This window comes from Nocardia sp. 852002-51101_SCH5132738 (assembly GCF_001665695.1).
GTDB classification, from domain to species: domain Bacteria; phylum Actinomycetota; class Actinomycetes; order Mycobacteriales; family Mycobacteriaceae; genus Nocardia; species Nocardia nova.
On the sequence record NZ_LZML01000155.1, the window covers coordinates 1 to 16,403 of the forward strand.

Consider the following 16,403-nt stretch of genomic DNA (forward strand, 5'->3'; position numbering starts at 1 on the left):
GGTCAGCGCCGCAGCTATCCGGACAAGGATGTGATCGTGCTGGCCACGGCCCTGCCCAGTCGCGACCACACCCTCGCACACGAACTGGGACATGTGGTCTTCGACCATCCCGGTGAACCGACCGCCGAGGTCATGCTCGAGGCCGGCGACGATCTGATCGCCTACATGTTGTCCCAGCGTGCGCATCAGCGGATCGTCGACGACGGTCGAAACCAGCAGTACGAGTGGGAGGCCGAGACCTTCGCCGGCATGTTGACGACCCGCCTACGCGTATTCGACAACCGTGGTTCCGGCGTCTCGGTGCTCCGATTCGACGAGGCACTCGGATGACCGAGTGGCCCGGAGGCGGCAGCTTGCTTAAACATGTAGGACTGCTCGGTCATCCGCAAAAGGCTCGGATGACGGTGCATGCCGGTCATCCGACGAAAGGGAAGGGTTGGTGATGATGTTCTCGTTGACGGCCCTGTTGGTGTGGATGGCGGCCAGTGCCCGTATCGGCCGCGTCCTGGTGAAGCCCCCGACCACGGCCCGGATGGCGATCGTGATCGCGGTCGCGGCGGTGGGCGCCGCGGCCACACTCGGCGTTCCGGAAACCGCGGTCGCGGTGGACCACTCACGGCCGCAAGGAATCAACGGTCAGGCTCTGGCCGACCGGCTGGTGGCGGCGACCTGGATGCTGTTCGCTGTGGCCACCTCGGTGGTGGCGGCTGCCGCCTGGCCGGTGGTCTCGCGTCGAAATCTGCGTCAAATCGCTTGGGCGGTATACGGTTTCGGCGCCTTCCTCATCGCCGCCACCATCGGTTGGTCGATCCTGTTCGGCTGGGCCATGACGCTGCTCGGATGTGTCTTCATCGCGGTGACGGGTCTGCGCAATCTGGACTGGACGGCGTTGGGGCGCGGTATCGCGCTCTACACCGCGGGCACCATGGCCACGGGAGTGCTTGCCGCACTATCGATCCGGCGGCTGACGGTCGGTGCACAACCGGTTCCTCCCGGCGAGCCGGGGTGGTTCTGGCCGGGCTGGCAGCTCGCGAGTCTGCTGATCGCGGGCGGCGCGGTATGGATCGTGATCGAGCGGTGGATGCGGGCGCGGCTGCTGCTGCGACAGATCCGAGCCCTGCACCGGACCATGATCAAACGTTTTCCCGAGGTGGTGGCGCACGAGCAGACGGTGTCGGTCACCGAACTCAAGGCGTCCGACCAAGTCGCTCAGATCATGGACGCACTATATCTGCAGACCGGCGGCGGTATGGAACTGGCGGCGGCCGGGGTGCCCGCGCGTTCGGTCACCGAACGCGCGGAACGGGTGGCCCGTTGGGCCCGCAATCCGCTCGGTGACGAGATCGTCGACGCCCGCTGGATCGCACCGCCGGAGGGATTGAGCCCGCGCGGCTGGGTGCAGGCGATCGCCCGCGCCTTCGAGCGCACCGCAGTCGACCGGAAATCAGCTGTCGCACAGGCGGATTGACCATCGATGCGGCCGGACCGATTGGGCGGGCGGTCCTATCGCGCAGCGCAGGGTCGTATTGCGCAGCGCAGCGTGAATCGCACAGCGCAGCGTGAAATGCACAGCGAAGACCGAAGCGTCACCGCTTCGGTCTCAGGTCACAAGACTACACAGTGCGGTTCCGAGTGCCGCACTGTGTTGCCTTGTCCGACTTGCTATTCCGTGCCGTCCGGTGGAACCTCGGGCAGACCTTCACTCGCCCGGAGCTTTTCGGCCATCGAGGTCAGGAGGTTCTGCGATTCTTCGGAGAGATCGAACGCCCTGCTCGACAGCCGACGCAGTCCATAGCCCTGCAGCTGGGACAGCAACTCCAGATCATGGTCGATCTTGGCGGCGTAGATGTCGTTGAAGAAGTAGTCCGGTTTGACCTTGAAGAACTTTGCCAGTGCGGCAACCGTTTCATCTGAGGGGTTCGTCCGCTGACCCGACCGCAACTGCGAGAGATACGGTTTCGAGATCGGATGCCCGGAGGCGGTGAGCGCTGCCGCCACCTCGGCATTGGTGTGCGGCTTACGCCCCGGGGGATGCACGGTTTCGAACAGCTTGTTCAGCCGCGCCGCGAAATCAGCCATTGTGAGCCGCCCAATTCCCTTCGCTGTACTAACAGTCGTTATCTCGGATACGTATCATTGATATTAGCGGCTGAGTAACTGAAAACCTACGCCTGATTCAGGATTTCCTTGAAGCTTCCAGGTCGGCCGTCCGGGAACCGTTCAGCGTCGGCGCGTTTGCGGGGCACCGCACCCTCACTGGTCGAGGGGCAGTACGCTCCGGTTCTGGCCCGTCGAACGAGTCTCGCTCAACGGGCCATTGATAACCGGAAGATAGCTGACATCTCATCCTTTTGTCTGTATCGCAGTTTGTGTGGCGTACGACACGTCTCGGACCTGTGAGGATGAACGTTCAACTACGGATGAAATCTGTTCGGTATTACAACCGCTCGATGATTGTTCCGGTCGCAAGTGCGCCACCGGCGCACATGAGGACCATTGCGATCGACTTGTCGGAGCGTTCCAGCTCGTGCAGGGCGGTGGTGATCAACCGCGAGCCGGTGCTGCCGACCGGATGTCCGATCGCGATCGCGCCGCCGTTGACGTTGACCCGGTCCATATCCGGCTTGTGCACCGACGCCCACGACAGCGGGACCGAGGCGAAGGCCTCGTTGATTTCGAAGAGGTCAATATCGGCGATGCTCATGCCCGACTTCTCCAGCAGCCGCGTCGTCGCCTGTACCGGGCCGTCCAGGTGGAACTCCGGCTCGGCGCCGACGAGGCACTGGGTGACGATGCGCGCCCGCGGCTTCAGTCCCGCACGCGCGGCGGCCTGTTCGTCCATGAGCAGCACCGCGGCGGCACCGTCGGAGATCTGCGACGAGGTGCCGGCGGTGTGAATTCCGCCCTCCAGCACCGGCTTCAGCTTCGCCAGGCTCTCCCGGGTGGTCTCGCGCAGTCCCTGGTCGCGGTTGACGTCGAGCGTCTCGCCGGTGAGGGTGCCCTCCTTGTCGACCTGCGGCGCGCCGGCGATGGTCAGCACCTCGCGGTCGAAGCGCCCCTCCGCCCAGGCCTGCGCGGCCAAACGCTGTGAGCGCACGCCGAATTCGTCGATATCGTCGCGGGTGATGCCGCGCCGCTTGGCGATTCGCTCGGCCGCCTCGAACTGGTTGGGCATATCGATGTCCCAGCTCGCCGGGCGGCGGGGCCCGGCGTTCTCGCCCACGTTCGCGCCCAGCGGGACGTGGCTCATGGATTCGACGCCGCAGGCGACGCCGATGTCGATCGCGCCCTGGGCGATCTGCCCGGCGATCAGGTGGTTGGCCTGCTGGGCGGACCCGCACTGGCAGTCGACCGTGGTCGCGCCCACCTGCCAGGGGAGTCCGGCGTGCAGCCATGCGGTGCGGGTGACGTTGTTGCCCTGCTCGCCGACCTGCATGACGCAGCCGCCGATGACCTGTTCGACCAATGCCGGATCGAGCTGTGCGCGCTCGAGGACGCCGCGCTGCGCGGCGCCGAGCACCTCGGCGGCGTGCAGGCCGGCCAGCCAGCCGTTGCGTTTGCCGATCGGGGTGCGCGCGGCCTCGACGATGACGGGGGTGCCCATAACTTCAACCTTTCGAACAGGATCCGTATCAGCACAGAAACTGGAACAAGTTCTGTGGATGTACTGAGGGCGGACTATGGCTTCTTTACTACTGATACCACCTATGCTGCAATGAAGGTAGAACGTGTTTCAGTTAGTCGAAGGAGACAACTGGTGGTTGACACCCATGTAGCTCCGAACCTCCCCGAGGGGTTCGACGCCACAGATCCCGATATGTGGGCCCGCGGCATTCCCGTCGAAGAGTTCGCGGAGCTGCGCCGGGCCGCGCCGATCTGGTGGAACCCGCAGTCTCCGGAGGTCGGAGGGTTCCACGACGACGGCTTCTGGGTTGTGTCCAAGCACGCCGATGTCAAGGAGGTCTCGCGGCGCGACGATTTCTCCACCTACGAGAACACCGCGATTCCCCGCTTCAACGACGACATCCCGCGCGAGGCCATCGAGCTGCAGCGCCACATCCTGATCAACAAGGATGCGCCCGAACACACCAAACTGCGCAAGCTGATTTCCAAGGGCTTCACCCCGCGCGCGATCAACGGTCTGCGCGCGGAGCTGTCCGCCCGCGCCAAATCGATCGTCGACGCGGCCGCGGCCAGCGGCGCCGGCGACTTCGTCACCCAGGTGGCCTGTGAGCTGCCGCTGCAGGCGATCGCCGAACTGATCGGCGTCCCGCAGGAAGACCGGATGAAGGTCTTCCAGTGGTCCAACGAGATGACCGGCTACGACGATCCGGACACCGATGCCGACCCGGCCGCCTCGTCGATGGAGATCCTCGGCTACGCCTGGCAGATGGCGGAGGCCCGCAAGGCGGAACCGGCCAACGACATCGTCACCGCTCTGGTCAACGCCGATATCGACGGTGAGGCGCTGACCTCCGAGGAGTTCGGCTTCTTCGTCATCCTGCTGGCGGTCGCCGGAAACGAGACCACCCGCAACGCCATCACCCACGGCATGATCGCGTTCCTGGAGAACCCGGAGCAGTGGGAGCTCTACAAGCGCGAGCGGCCGGCCACCGCCGCCGACGAGATCATCCGCTGGGCCACGCCGGTGAGCTCGTTCCAGCGGACCGCGCTGGTCGACACCGAACTGTCCGGGGTGCAGATCAAGAAGGGCCAGCGTGTCCTGCTGATGTACCGCTCGGCCAATTTCGACGAGGAGGTGTTCGAGAATCCGTACACCTTCGACATCACTCGCGATCCGAATCCGCACCTGTCCTTCGGTGGTACCGGCGCGCACTTCTGCATCGGCGCCAACCTGGCCCGCCTGGAGATCGACCTGATCTTCAATGCCATCGCCGACCATCTGCCCGATATCACCAAGCTCGGCGACCCCAAGCGTCTGACCTCGGGCTGGCTCAACGGCATCAAGGAATTCCAGGTCGACTACAAGACCAAGGCCTGATTCGCACCCTGAACACGGACAGGGCGGGCACCCGATGGGTGCCCGCCCTGTTGTTTCGTGCGGCCCTCGTTTCGTGCCGCACTGCCTCACTGCTTGCGCATGGTCCCCATCGCGCGATCGGTCTCCCAGAACGCGCGCAGTGCCACGATCTTCCCGGCGTCGTCGACCTTGTAGGTGAAGACGCCCTCGGCGTCGATGACGTGTCCGCCCAACTGCGTGCGGATCAGCCCGGTGAAGGCCACCTCGCTGCCGCAGGCGAAGGAGTCCCCGAAGAGGAAGTCGATGGATTCGGTGGGGGCGATGGCCTTGTCCCAGAACGCCGCGATGGCCTCGTGGCCGCGGTGGCCCACGCCCTCGGGGTCGAAGACCGAGGGGCCGATCGGGTCCTCCACGATGCCGTCGGTGGCGAACAGTGCCAGCCACGCGTCCTTGTCCCGGGCGCGAACCGCGGCCTGTGAGGCCCGTCCGGCGAGGCGTGCCGGATGTTCGGTGGTGGTGGTAGCGGTCATGTCGAACTCCCGGCTCGGCGGTATCGGCGAATTTGCTGATGGAATTGCAAATGTGCTTTCCGCCGGCAATCCGGTCACCCGGAAATGCCGGCGGAATTGCGCGTCACCGTGGTTCCGAGCCCACTACCCACATCGAGAAGTACTGTGATCCGCCACCATAGGCATGGCCGAAGGCTTTTCGGGCACCCTCGACTTGGTAATCGCCGGCCCGGCCCATTACCTGCTTGGCCGCCTCGGCGAAGCGGATCATGCCGGACGCGCCGATCGGATTGGAACTCAACACGCCGCCCGAGGGGTTGACCGGCAGCTTCCCGCCGATCTCGGTCTCACGCGCGTCGACCAGCTTCCAGCCCTCGCCCTCGGGGGTGAAGCCCAGGTTCTCCAGCCACATCGGCTCGAACCAGGAGAACGGGACGTAGATCTCGGCCGCATCGATCTCCTCGAGCGGATTGGTGATCCCGGCCTGCTTCCACAGTGCGGCCGCGGCGTCGCGTCCGGCCTGCGGATTGACCTGGTCGCGGCCGGAGTAGGCCAGCGGTTCGGTGCGCATGGCCGTGCCGTGCACCCACGCGACCTTCTTACCCGACGCCTCGGCAGCCTTCGCCGACTCCTCGTCGCCGATCACGATCGCGCACGCGCCGTCGGAGGACGGGCACGTCTCGTCGAAACGCACCGGATCCCAAAGCATTTGGGACGCGAGTACCGATTCCATGGTGATATCGGGCTGGCGCAGGTGGGCGAACGGATTCTTCGCGCCGTTGCGGCGATCCTTCACCGCGACCATCGCGCCGATGTGCAGGGGAGCGTTGGCCCGGCGGATGTACGCGCGCACGTGCGGCGCGAAGTATCCGCCCGCACCGGCGCCGACCGGCATCGTGAACGGCACCGGATTCGACAGCGCCCACATCGCATTGGATTCGGACTGTTTCTCCCAGCAGATCGCCAGCACCCGGCGGTACACACCGGCCTGCACGTGGTTGGCGGCCACGACGCCGGTCGAACCGCCGACCGAACCCGCCGTGTGCACTCGCAGCAGCGGTTTTCCGGTGGCGCCCAAGGCATCCGCCATGAACAGCTCGGGCATCATCGAGCCCTCGAACAGATCCGGCGCCTTACCGACGATCACCGCGTCGATATCGGCCATCGTCAGATCGGCATCTTCGAGTGCGCGATCGATTGCCTCGCGGCACATACCGGCCATCGAGACATCGGTCCGTTTCGTCACGTGATGGGTTTGTCCCGTGCCGAGTACGGCGGCTTGCTGCGTCATCGTCCTGCCTCCAGGATCGCCACCAAGTTCTGCTGCAACGCCGGACCACTGGTGGCGTGTGCGAGGGCTCGCTCGGCGGTGCCGTTCATGATTTCGTTGGCCGCGTAGCCGATTCGTTCCAGACCTGCGGCGAACATCGGGTTGCCCGCCAGCGCACCACCCGAGGGGTTGATGCGGGTAGACTCGCTCAGCCCGATGGCCTGCTTCAGGATCAGCTGTTCGTGGCTGTAGGTCGCATGCAGTTCGGCGACATCGAATCCGCTCGCATCCCCGCCGAGCACCGCCTTGGCCGCGGCCGTGGTGGAGGGGGAGGTGGTCAGATCGCGGGCGCCGATCATCGGGGTGTCGATGCGATGCGCCATGCCGGTCAGCCACGCCGGCCGCTCGCACAGCTCGCGAGCCTTGTCGCCGCGGGCCAGCACGATCGCGGCGGCGCCGTCGGTGATCGGCGCGATGTCGTGCTCGCGCAGCGGATTCGCGACATAGGGTGCGGCGAGGCGCTTCTCGATCTCGGCGTCGTCGGCGGCCGAGACCGCGGCCATATCGCGTTCGGTCCAGTTCCCGGCGTCGAGTCCGGCCCGAGCCTGCAGTCCGGCCACCGAGACCGCATCCGGCCACAGCGGGGCGACCAGGTAGGGATCCATCTGCATCGTCAGCACCTGCCGCAGCGTGCCGGCCGAAGGCTTGCCGAAGCCGTAGACCAGGGCGGTCTCGGCCTGTCCGGAGCGCAGCTTCACCCACGCCTCGTACAGCGCCCAGGCGGCGTCCATTTCGACGTGCGATTCGTTGATCGGCGGCACGGCGCCGATCGAGTCGATCGCGGAGATGAACGAGAAGGCCCGTCCGGCAAGGTAATCGGAGGAACCCGAGCACCAGAAGTCGATATCGGACACGCCGATGCCGAGCTTGTCGTACAGCTGCCGGAAGCACGGGACCAGCATTTCGACACCGTTGGTGGTGCCGTAGGTTTCACGGACATGCGGGGCGTGGGCGAAGCCCACCACCGCGATATCTGTAGCGTTGTCGCTCAAGGTGTTTCGCTCCTAGAGGTGGTGCCGGTAGCTGTCGTAGTCCGCGTCCGGCTCGCCGTTGGGCTCGAAGTGGTCCACGTTCTCCAGCGTGTAACCCCACTCCTCGCGCGGCTTCCACACCGCCTTCACGCGCATACCCATGCGGACTTCGCTGGGATCACAGCCCAGCACCCGGTGCAGCACCGGAATATCGGCGCCGTCGAGCAGTACGTACGCGGTGACGTACGGCGGCTTGATCTTCTGTCCCATGAACGGCACGTTCACGATGCAGAACGTGGTGATGGTGCCGGTGTCGGGCAGGTCGACCATCTCGTCGGTCGGACGGCCGTCGATCGGGTCGGCGCCGCGGGGCGGGAAGTACACCTTGCTCTCGGCGTCGGCGCGACCGCCGATCAGGCGTCCCTCGGCCAGCGCCTTCAGATACCGCGTCTCGGTAGGCGAGGCAGTGTGCTTGTACCGCAGGTCGATGGGAGTGACGATGCCGGTGACCGGCTCGGCAGCATCGGCATCCGACGAGGTGGAACCGGCTGGGGCCGAGGAGGTCTCGCCCGGTTCGACACAGGCTATGTCGTGGATGCTGCCGGTGCGTTCGGCGGCCCAGCGCACCCGCACGCGCAATCCGCTGTGCACCTCGTCGGGAGACGACACGTCGAGAGCGTGCAGCACCGCCGTGTCGGCGCCGTCGAATTTCACCAGCGCCCAGGCGAAGGGGCGGTCGAACGGCTGGCCGGGCAGCGGATCGGCGACCCAGCTCCAGCTCTGCACCGTGCCGACATCGGAGACGTCGACGAAGTCGGTCAGCCGCTCCGCGGTCACCGGATCGAATTCCGCCGGCGGCACGATCACCCGGCCGTCGCTGCCGCGGACGCCGACGATCCGGCCCTCGCGCAGCCCGGTCAGGAACCGGCCGATGGTCGGTCCGACCGATCGGGTGTAGTCGAACTTCATTCGTAGTTCGGCGCTGAGTACCTCGGGTGCGGGTTCCGCTTCCGGACCGCTGCCTTTCGCGATTACGCCGGTCATGGTGTTCCCATTGGTCACGATATCGAGTAGAACAGGTTCTTATTCTGGTGGCAAGGGCTACCTGGAAAGGTGTCCGGCAACGGGCTCGGTGAAACGGGCTGGGCGGAAGGAGTCGACGATGCGGTTCGGATTGCAGCTCGGATATTGGGGTGCGGGGCCGCCGCCCAACGCCGGGGAGTTGGTGGTGGCCGCCGAGGAGGCCGGATTCGACGCGGTGTTCGCCGCCGAGTCCTGGGGTTCGGATGCCTTCACGCCACTGGCCTGGTGGGGTTCGTCCACGCATCGGGTCCGGCTCGGGACGTCGGTGGTGCAGCTGTCCGCTCGCACCCCCACCGCGACCGCGATGGCCGCGCTGACCCTCGATCACCTCAGCGGTGGCCGCCACATCCTGGGGCTGGGCGTCTCCGGCCCGCAGGTGGTGGAGGGCTGGTACGGCCAGCCCTTCGCCAAACCGTTGCAGCGCACCCGCGAGTACGTCGGGATCATCCGCCAGGTGCTGGCCCGGGAGGCGCCGGTGGTGAGTCAGGGCGCGCAGTACCGGCTGCCCTACGACGGGCCGGGTTCGACCGGCCTGGGTAAACCGCTCAAGCCGATAACCCACCCGCTACGTGCGGATCTGCCGATCTGGCTCGGCGCCGAGGGGCCCAAGAACGTGGCGCTCACGGCCGAGATCGCCGACGGCTGGCTGGCGATCTACTACACCCCGCGACTCGCCGGAATGTACGACGAATGGCTCGACGAGGGGTTTGCCCGGCCCGGTGCCCGGCGTTCTCGGGAGGACTTCGAGATCGCGGCGAGCTGCCAGGTGATCATCACCGACGACGCCCGCGCCGAAATCGATCGGATCAAGCCGGTGATGGCGCTCTACATCGGCGGCATGGGCGCCGAGGAGCTGAACTTCCACGCCCAGGTCTACCGGCGGATGGGTTACGGCGCCGAGGTCGACGAGATCACCAGATTGTTCCGCTCCGGCCGTAAGGACGAGGCCGCCGCCGTGATCCCGGACCAGTTGATCCTCGACACCGCCATCATCGGCGACGAGGACCATGTGCGCTCCCAGCTGAAGGTCTGGGAGGTGGCGGGTGTCGGAATGCTCCTGGTGACCGTTCGCGACGTGGCGCAGCTGGACCGTCTCGCCCCCCTTGTTCAGATGTAGAACACGTTCTAGATTCGAGGAGTGACTTCGATGGAGCCGGCGCAGAAGCTGGGACTGTGGAATATCGCTGCCACCGACCCCGATCGGATCGCGGTCGTCGATCCGTCGGGGCGGGAGGTCAGCTACCGGGAGTTGTCCGACCAGGCCGACCGCATCGCAAGAGGCTTGCAGGCCAAGGGGTTACAGCCCGGCGATGTGCTGGTGTCGATGGTGCACAACACCACCGATGCGCTCGGCGTGTACTTCGCGGCCTATCAGGCCGGGCTGTACATCGTCGCGGTGAACTGGCATCTGACCGGTCCGGAGATCGCCTACATCCTCGGTGACAGCGAGGCGAAGGTCTTCATCGCCGACGAGCGTTTCGCCGAAGCCGCGACGATCGCCGCCGACGAGGCGAATGTGCCTGCGAGCGCGCGCTATTCGGTGGGCGACATCGCCGGGTTCCAGCCCCTGGCCGAGCTCGGCGCGGGGGAGTCCGGACGCCCCGACGTCCGGACCACCGGTGCGCCGATGCTCTACACCTCGGGAACCACCGGTCGTCCCAAGGGCGTTCGCCGCCCGCTGACCGGCGCCGATCCGGATGTGGTGGGCCCGCAGGCGACCGGCTTCTTCGGACTCTTCGGCATCCAGCCCTTCGACGACCACGTGCACATCTGCGGTTCGCCGCTCTATCACACCGCCGTGCTGAACTTCGCCTCCATCTCGATTCAGCTGGGGCACAAGGTGGTTCTGATGGACAAGTGGGATCCGGAGGAGATGCTGCGGCTGATCGACACCCATCGGGTGACGCACAGCCATATGGTCCCCACTCAGTTCCACCGCCTGCTCGCGCTCCCGGAGGAGGTGCGGGCGCGCTACGACGTCTCCTCGCTGCGGTGCATGATCCACGGCGCCGCGCCGTGCCCGCAGGAGACCAAGCGCAGGATGCTGGAGTGGTGGGGCCCGGTCGTCACCGAGTACTACGCGGCCACCGAGGGCGGCGGCACGTCGATCTCGGGCGAGGAGTGGTTGCGCAAGCCGGGTTCGGTCGGCAAGGCCTGGCCGTACGCGGTGGTGAAGGTGCTCGACGAGCAAGGCAACGAGGTCGCGCCCGGCGAGGTCGGCCAGGTGTACATGAAGATGGGCGGCTCCAACTTCGAGTACCACAAGGACAAGTCGAAGACCGAGGATGCGCGGGTGGGCGATCTGTTCACCGTCGGCGACATCGGGCACATGGATGCCGACGGCTATCTGTTCCTGCACGACCGGCGTTCGGATCTGATCCTGTCCGGGGGTGTGAACATCTATCCGGCCGAGATCGAGGGTGAGTTGATCACCCACCCCAAGGTCGCCGATGTCGCGGTCTTCGGTATCCCGCATCCGGATTGGGGTCAGGAGGTGAAGGCCGTCGTGCAGCCGGCCGAAGGAGTCGCGGCCGACGACGAGCTGACCCGGGAGCTGATGGAGTTCGCCGCGGCTCGCCTGGCGAAGTACAAGCTGCCCAAGAGCATCGACTACCTGCCCGAACTGCCGCGCGATCCGAACGGCAAGTTGTACAAGCGCAAGCTGCGCGAGCGTTACGTGCCCGCGTAGCGGCAGTCTCGCCGATCGAGTCCGGACGCCCTTTCCGTCCTGCCCTGTGTGGGGCGTCCTCGGTCGCGAGCGCCCAACGGGGTCGAGGCCCGTAGGAGGCAGCGAAGCGTCACCACGCAGGGCCTCCCCGTTGGGCGGATGCGACACTGCCCTCGAGCCCGCCCGGTTGTGACCGGCGGGCTCGTCGGCGTTGCAGAATACGCGTTTCGGCGAAACCCACTGCCGATTCGGCCGAATTAGTAAACTGTGTAAATCAAGTCTTGTCAGGCGTAAGAACACGTTCTATTTTGGTCCTGTGAGCTACAACATAGCGGACCTTGTCGAACACACCATCGACCTCGTGCCGGACCGTGTCGCGCTGGCCGACGACGTCCGCTCGGTGACCTATGCCGAGCTGGAGGATCGGGCCAACCGATTGGCGCACTACCTGCAAGAACAGGGTGTGCAGCCGGGTGACAAGGTCGGCATCTACTCGCGCAACACGATCGAGGCCGTGGAGGCCATGGTCGCGATCTTCAAGGCGCGGGCAGTAATGATCAACGTGAACTTCCGGTACGTCGAGAACGAGTTGCAATACATTTTCGACAATTCCGATATGGTCGCGCTGATTCACGAACGTCGCTACAGCGACAAGGTGTCGGCCGTGCGACCGAACACGCCGAAGTTGAAGACGGTCATCACCGTGAACGACGGTACCGAAGCCGAGGTGTCGCTGCCCGCGGATTCGGTGGAATACGAAGCGGCGCTGGCGGCTTCGCACGGTGAGCGCGACTTCGGTGACCGCTCCAACGACGACATCTTCATGATCTACACCGGCGGCACGACCGGCATGCCCAAGGGCGTCATGTGGCGCCACGAGGACTGGTGGCGGGTGCTCGGCGGTGGCATCAACTTCATCACCGGCGAAGCGATCGAGGACGAGTGGCAGCAGGCCAAGGCCGGCGCCGCCGGCGGCCAGATGGTGCGCTACCCGATCCCGCCGATGATCCACGGCGGTTCGCAGTCGGCGACCTTCCACGGCCTGTTCGACGGTGGCAAGACGATCATGTTGCCGGAGTTCGGCGCCCACACCGTGTGGCAGGCGATCGACCGCCACGGCGTGAACCTCATCTTTATCACCGGTGACGCCATGGCGCGGCCGATGCTGGACGCGCTCAAGGAAGGCCATCCGGAAACCGGTGAGCCGTACCAGCATGCGAATCTGTGGGCGATGGCCAGCAGTGCGGCGCTGTTCTCCCCGGCGCTGAAGGACGAGTTCATCGAGCTGCTGCCGAATACGGTCATCACCGATTCCATCGGCTCCTCGGAGACCGGTTTCGGCGGGCTGTCGGTGGCGGCCAAGGGTGCCACCCATACCGGTGGTCCCCGGGTCAAGATCGACGCCTCCACCGCGGTCATCGACGAGGAGGGCAACCCCGTCGCGCCCGGCTCCGGTCAGGTGGGCGTGCTGGCTCGGACCGGCAACATCCCGCTCGGCTACTACAACGACCCGGTGAAGACCGCCGCGACGTTCAAGGAGTTCAACGGCGTTCGCTACTCGATCCCCGGCGACTTCGCCCGGGTCGAGGAGGACGGCACCGTCACGATGCTGGGCCGCGGTTCGGTCAGCATCAACAGCGGCGGCGAGAAGATCTACCCGGAGGAGGTCGAGGGCGCGCTCAAGTGCCATCCTGAGATCTTCGACGCGCTGGTGATCGGTGTGCCGGACGAGCGCTGGGGGCAGCGGGTGGCCGCGGTCGTGCAGTGTCGCGGCGCCGACCGTCCGACGCTCGAGGAATTGCGTCCGGTGCTGACCAGGGAGATCTCCTCCTACAAGCTGCCGCGCAGCCTGTGGTTCGTGGACGAGATCAAGCGTTCGCCGGCCGGTAAGCCCGACTACCGCTGGGCCAACGAACACGCCGGGTCGCGTCCGGCCGACGAGGAATCCCAGGCCGCGTCGAAATAGCCACGCAGCGATGGCCCCGCTGAAATAGATAGCTCGCCGAAGTAAATAACCGGCAATCGATATCGCCGCGCCCGGCATAGCACGCCGGGCGCGGCGATTTCGTGTCGCCGAAACGCGGTGAGTTCTGTGCATCGCCGGTCCGTCGAGTGCCATTGCATGGCCGCGGCCTGCTGAGCACGGCGTTCGTGTCGATGCCCCTACTTCCGGGGTGTTTTCTGTCGGTGGCCTGTGCCACAGTGATCCGCATGAGCGAACAAGCTTCCGCCGGCACGGTCGACGACGTGCTGCAGCAATTCGAGAGTTACCGGCGGGAGCTGTGTGCTTACGCCTATCGGATGTTGGGTTCCTCGTTCGAGGCAGAGGACGCGGTTCAGGAGACTTTCACTCGGGCCTGGAAGGCCTACGACTCGTTCGAGGGGCGGTCCAGCCTGCGGTCGTGGCTGTACAAGATCACCACGAACATCTGCCTGGACATGCTGGACGGCCCCCAGCGCCGGGCCCGGCCGATGGACCTGTCCGGACCGTCGAGCCCGGACAGCCCGCTGCCGCCGCCGCAGCCCGATTACGTCTGGGTCGAGCCGATTCCGAACGCACTGGCCTTCGGCGCCGACCCGGCCGAGCACGCCAGCACCAAGGATTCGCTGCGGCTGGCGTTCGTGGCAGCCTGTCAGCATCTGCCGGCCACCCAGCGGGCGATCCTCATCATGCGTGAGGTGCTGCGGTTCTCGGCCAACGAGACGGCCGAGATGTTGATGATGTCGCCGGCCTCGGTGAACAGCGCGCTGCAGCGGGCCCGCGCGACGATGTCGAAGGTGCAGCCCTCGGAGTCGGGCGGCTACGACGAATCCGACGACAGTCAGCGCAAACTCGTCGACGGCTTCGTGCGCGCCTTCGAGGCCTACGACATGGACGCGCTCACCTCGCTGCTGAAAGAGGATGTGGCGCTGTCGATGCCGCCCATCGAGCTGTGGGTCTCCGGTCCGGAGAACGTCGCTCGGTTCATGCTCTCGCCGGGACCCTCGGCCTGCCGGGGTTCGCGGCTCGTTCCCCTGGAAGGCGCCAACGGACTTCCGGCCTTCGGTCACTACAAACCCACCGGGGAACCCGGGGTCTTCTCGCCCTGGTCGATAACGGTGCTGGAATTCGACGGTTCCGCGATCAGCGGACTGAACTTCTTCCTCGACACCGACCGGTTGTTCCCGCTGTTCGGATTGCCGCCGGAGTTGCGCGACTGATCCGTTCGGGATCGTGCAGGGCCCGCCGGTCGAATGACCGACGGGCCCTTCTCCTTTCGCGGTCGCGGAGATGTCCGCCTCGGAGACGTCATACCCAGGGGCGGTATGACGGGAATCACAGCGGCGTTTCATATCGGGCATATACCCCTAGGGGGTATACAGAACGAGTCGGAAATTACACGGGCGCAGCGGATGCGCCCGCAACCGAGGAGTGAGGATTTCTATGTCCACTCGGGTATCCGCGCCGCCGTCGCGGCGCTGGTTCGCATTGGCGCTGATCGCGCTGGCGCAGTTCATGGTCATCATGGACACCTCGATCATCGGGGTGGCGCTGCCGAAAATGCAGGAGTCCCTGGGCTTTTCGCAGGAGGGGCTGTCCTGGGTCTTCAACGCCTACGTCATCGTCTTCGGCGGGCTGCTGCTGCTCGGCGGACGCCTGTCCGACATCTGGGGTGCTCGCCGCGTCTTCCAGATGGGCTGGGTGGTGCTCGGCGCCGGGTCGCTGGCGGCCGGACTCGCCGGATCGCCCGCAATCGAGCTGATCGGCCGGGGTGTGCAGGGAGCGGGCGCCGCATTGATCGCCCCCTCGGCGCTGACACTGCTGATGATGGTGTTCGGGTCGAATCCCAAGGAGCTGACCACCGCATTCGCCTTCTACGGCGCCGCCGCGCCGGCGGGCGGTACCGCCGGCGTATTCCTCGGCGGGCTCATCACCGAGTACGCGTCGTGGCCGTGGGTCTTCTACATCAACATCCCGATCGCCGCGCTGGCCGTCGTCGCGGCCGCGGTCCTGGTTCCCGGCGGAGCGGCCGCGTCCGGCGGTTCGGTCGACGTGCTCGGTGCCCTGACCGCGACGCTGGGTCTGGGTGCGGCCGTCTTCGCAGTCGTCCGTGCGCCAGAGGTCGGCTGGGGTTCCGGATCGACGTGGGGTGTCCTGGCGCTCGCGGCCATCTTGTTGGCGGCCTTCCTGGTGCTGCAGGCCCGTCGCCGGGAACCGCTGATGCCGCTGTCGATCTTCCGTGCGCCGAATCTCGGTGCGGCCAACATGGCTCAGGTCCTGCTGGGCGCGGCTTGGGTGCCGATGTGGTTCTTCCTGAACCTGTATCTGCAGCAGGTTCTCGGCTACTCGGCGTTCCCGTCGGGTGCGGCTCTGCTGCCGATGACCGCCCTGATCATGGTCGGCATGATCGCGGTGTCGCCGAAGTTGTTCGCGCGCTTCGGCGCTCGCGCCGTGATCGTCACCGGGCTGCTGGTCCTGGGGGCCGGTCTGGTCTGGCTGACCTTCATCCGGGCCGACGGCAACTTCTGGATCGACGTGCTGCCCGGATCGCTGCTGGCCGCGTTCGGGATGTCGCTGGCCTTCGTCCCGTCGCTGCAGACCGCCATCTCCGCGGCGCGGCCGGAGCAGGGCGGCCTGGCGTCCGGTCTGGTGAACACCGGCTATCAGATCGGATCGGCGCTGGGGCTGGCGGTGGTGACCGCGATCGCCTCGGCCGCCGGAGCCGACCGCATCGGTGACGCCGATGCCCTCACCGACGGGTTCTCCGCCGCATTCGGCGCCGCGGCGGGAATCGCGGTGCTGGCGGCGGCGCTCGGCTGGGCGACCTTCCGGTCGCCGGCTCGGCGTGAGCGAGTGCCGGCGGGTGCGTGACAGCGCGAC

General features: G+C 66.3%; 14 protein-coding genes. 8 read left to right on the forward strand and 6 right to left on the reverse strand.

The features are described 5' to 3' along the window. A partial coding sequence (locus A5789_RS23050; protein ID WP_156773026.1) for an ImmA/IrrE family metallo-endopeptidase occupies nucleotides 1-330 on the forward strand: 330 nt, incomplete at its 5' end. Between the two features lie 112 nt (nucleotides 331-442). Then, the gene (locus A5789_RS23055) at nucleotides 443-1,468 is read left to right on the forward strand and encodes a hypothetical protein (protein WP_064922940.1); all 1,026 of its coding nucleotides are present in this window, start codon (nucleotides 443-445) and stop codon (nucleotides 1,466-1,468) included. A 194-nt stretch (nucleotides 1,469-1,662) separates the two neighbouring features. On the opposite strand, the gene A5789_RS23060 is transcribed toward A5789_RS23055, so the two are convergent. After that, nucleotides 1,663-2,079 (reverse strand): helix-turn-helix domain-containing protein, encoded by a 417-nt coding sequence (locus A5789_RS23060; protein ID WP_014348820.1) that lies wholly within the window; start codon nucleotides 2,077-2,079, stop codon nucleotides 1,663-1,665. A 358-nt stretch (nucleotides 2,080-2,437) separates the two neighbouring features. Further along, entirely contained in the window at nucleotides 2,438-3,604 is a 1,167-nt protein-coding gene (locus A5789_RS23065; RefSeq protein ID WP_063010005.1) for a steroid 3-ketoacyl-CoA thiolase, read from the reverse strand. Between the two features lie 213 nt (nucleotides 3,605-3,817). Between A5789_RS23065 and A5789_RS23070 the strand changes: the two genes are divergently transcribed. Next, nucleotides 3,818-5,002 (forward strand): cytochrome P450, encoded by a 1,185-nt coding sequence (locus A5789_RS23070; protein ID WP_051757275.1) that lies wholly within the window; start codon nucleotides 3,818-3,820, stop codon nucleotides 5,000-5,002. An 86-nt stretch (nucleotides 5,003-5,088) separates the two neighbouring features. Here the strand turns inward: A5789_RS23070 and A5789_RS23075 are convergent, their stop codons facing one another. From A5789_RS23075 to A5789_RS23090, 4 genes are all read right to left on the reverse strand, one after another. Next, nucleotides 5,089-5,511, reverse strand: a complete 423-nt coding sequence (locus tag A5789_RS23075) for a nuclear transport factor 2 family protein (RefSeq protein ID WP_030518658.1) — start codon at nucleotides 5,509-5,511, stop codon at nucleotides 5,089-5,091. Between the two features lie 103 nt (nucleotides 5,512-5,614). Beyond that, on the reverse strand, nucleotides 5,615-6,781 hold the full coding sequence (locus A5789_RS23080) for a thiolase domain-containing protein (RefSeq protein ID WP_062962009.1): 1,167 nt from the start codon (nucleotides 6,779-6,781) through the stop codon (nucleotides 5,615-5,617). Continuing rightward, nucleotides 6,778-7,812, reverse strand: coding sequence for a thiolase domain-containing protein (locus A5789_RS23085; protein WP_063010001.1), 1,035 nt, complete (start codon nucleotides 7,810-7,812; stop codon nucleotides 6,778-6,780). Before A5789_RS23085 ends, A5789_RS23080 begins: the two co-directional genes overlap by 4 nt. A 12-nt stretch (nucleotides 7,813-7,824) precedes the next feature. Next, nucleotides 7,825-8,835, reverse strand: a complete 1,011-nt coding sequence (locus tag A5789_RS23090) for a Zn-ribbon domain-containing OB-fold protein (protein WP_063009999.1) — start codon at nucleotides 8,833-8,835, stop codon at nucleotides 7,825-7,827. A 118-nt stretch (nucleotides 8,836-8,953) separates the two neighbouring features. Between A5789_RS23090 and A5789_RS23095 the strand changes: the two genes are divergently transcribed. From A5789_RS23095 to A5789_RS23115, 5 genes are all read left to right on the forward strand, one after another. Further along, nucleotides 8,954-9,991 carry an LLM class F420-dependent oxidoreductase gene (locus A5789_RS23095; protein WP_064902281.1) on the forward strand — a complete coding sequence of 346 codons (1,038 nt, stop codon included), beginning with the start codon at nucleotides 8,954-8,956 and terminating at the stop codon, nucleotides 9,989-9,991. A gap of 30 nt (nucleotides 9,992-10,021) precedes the next feature. Continuing rightward, entirely contained in the window at nucleotides 10,022-11,563 is a 1,542-nt protein-coding gene (locus A5789_RS23100; protein ID WP_030518653.1) for an acyl-CoA synthetase, read from the forward strand. A 295-nt stretch (nucleotides 11,564-11,858) separates the two neighbouring features. Further along, nucleotides 11,859-13,508 carry an acyl-CoA synthetase gene (locus A5789_RS23105; RefSeq protein ID WP_064902282.1) on the forward strand — a complete coding sequence of 550 codons (1,650 nt, stop codon included), beginning with the start codon at nucleotides 11,859-11,861 and terminating at the stop codon, nucleotides 13,506-13,508. A 245-nt stretch (nucleotides 13,509-13,753) separates the two neighbouring features. Next, a complete protein-coding gene (locus tag A5789_RS23110; protein WP_064902283.1) occupies nucleotides 13,754-14,743 on the forward strand; it encodes a sigma-70 family RNA polymerase sigma factor in 990 nt (329 codons plus the stop codon). A 223-nt stretch (nucleotides 14,744-14,966) separates the two neighbouring features. Then, nucleotides 14,967-16,394, forward strand: a complete 1,428-nt coding sequence (locus tag A5789_RS23115; RefSeq protein ID WP_064902284.1) for an MFS transporter — start codon at nucleotides 14,967-14,969, stop codon at nucleotides 16,392-16,394. The last annotated feature ends 9 nt before the right edge of the window (nucleotides 16,395-16,403 follow it).

Bases quoted from the DNA above. Each gene is read 5' to 3' on its own strand.
- A5789_RS23055 (WP_064922940.1), top strand. From the start codon at position 443: ATGATGTTCTCGTTGACGGCCCTGTTGGTGTGGATGGCGGCCAGTGCC.
- A5789_RS23060 (WP_014348820.1), bottom strand. From the start codon at position 2,079: ATGGCTGATTTCGCGGCGCGGCTGAACAAGCTGTTCGAAACCGTGCAT.
- A5789_RS23065 (WP_063010005.1), bottom strand. From the start codon at position 3,604: ATGGGCACCCCCGTCATCGTCGAGGCCGCGCGCACCCCGATCGGCAAA.
- A5789_RS23070 (WP_051757275.1), top strand. From the start codon at position 3,818: ATGTGGGCCCGCGGCATTCCCGTCGAAGAGTTCGCGGAGCTGCGCCGG.
- A5789_RS23075 (WP_030518658.1), bottom strand. From the start codon at position 5,511: ATGACCGCTACCACCACCACCGAACATCCGGCACGCCTCGCCGGACGG.
- A5789_RS23080 (WP_062962009.1), bottom strand. From the start codon at position 6,781: ATGACGCAGCAAGCCGCCGTACTCGGCACGGGACAAACCCATCACGTG.
- A5789_RS23090 (WP_063009999.1), bottom strand. From the start codon at position 8,835: ATGACCGGCGTAATCGCGAAAGGCAGCGGTCCGGAAGCGGAACCCGCA.
- A5789_RS23095 (WP_064902281.1), top strand. From the start codon at position 8,954: ATGCGGTTCGGATTGCAGCTCGGATATTGGGGTGCGGGGCCGCCGCCC.
- A5789_RS23100 (WP_030518653.1), top strand. From the start codon at position 10,022: ATGGAGCCGGCGCAGAAGCTGGGACTGTGGAATATCGCTGCCACCGAC.
- A5789_RS23110 (WP_064902283.1), top strand. From the start codon at position 13,754: ATGAGCGAACAAGCTTCCGCCGGCACGGTCGACGACGTGCTGCAGCAA.
- A5789_RS23115 (WP_064902284.1), top strand. From the start codon at position 14,967: ATGTCCACTCGGGTATCCGCGCCGCCGTCGCGGCGCTGGTTCGCATTG.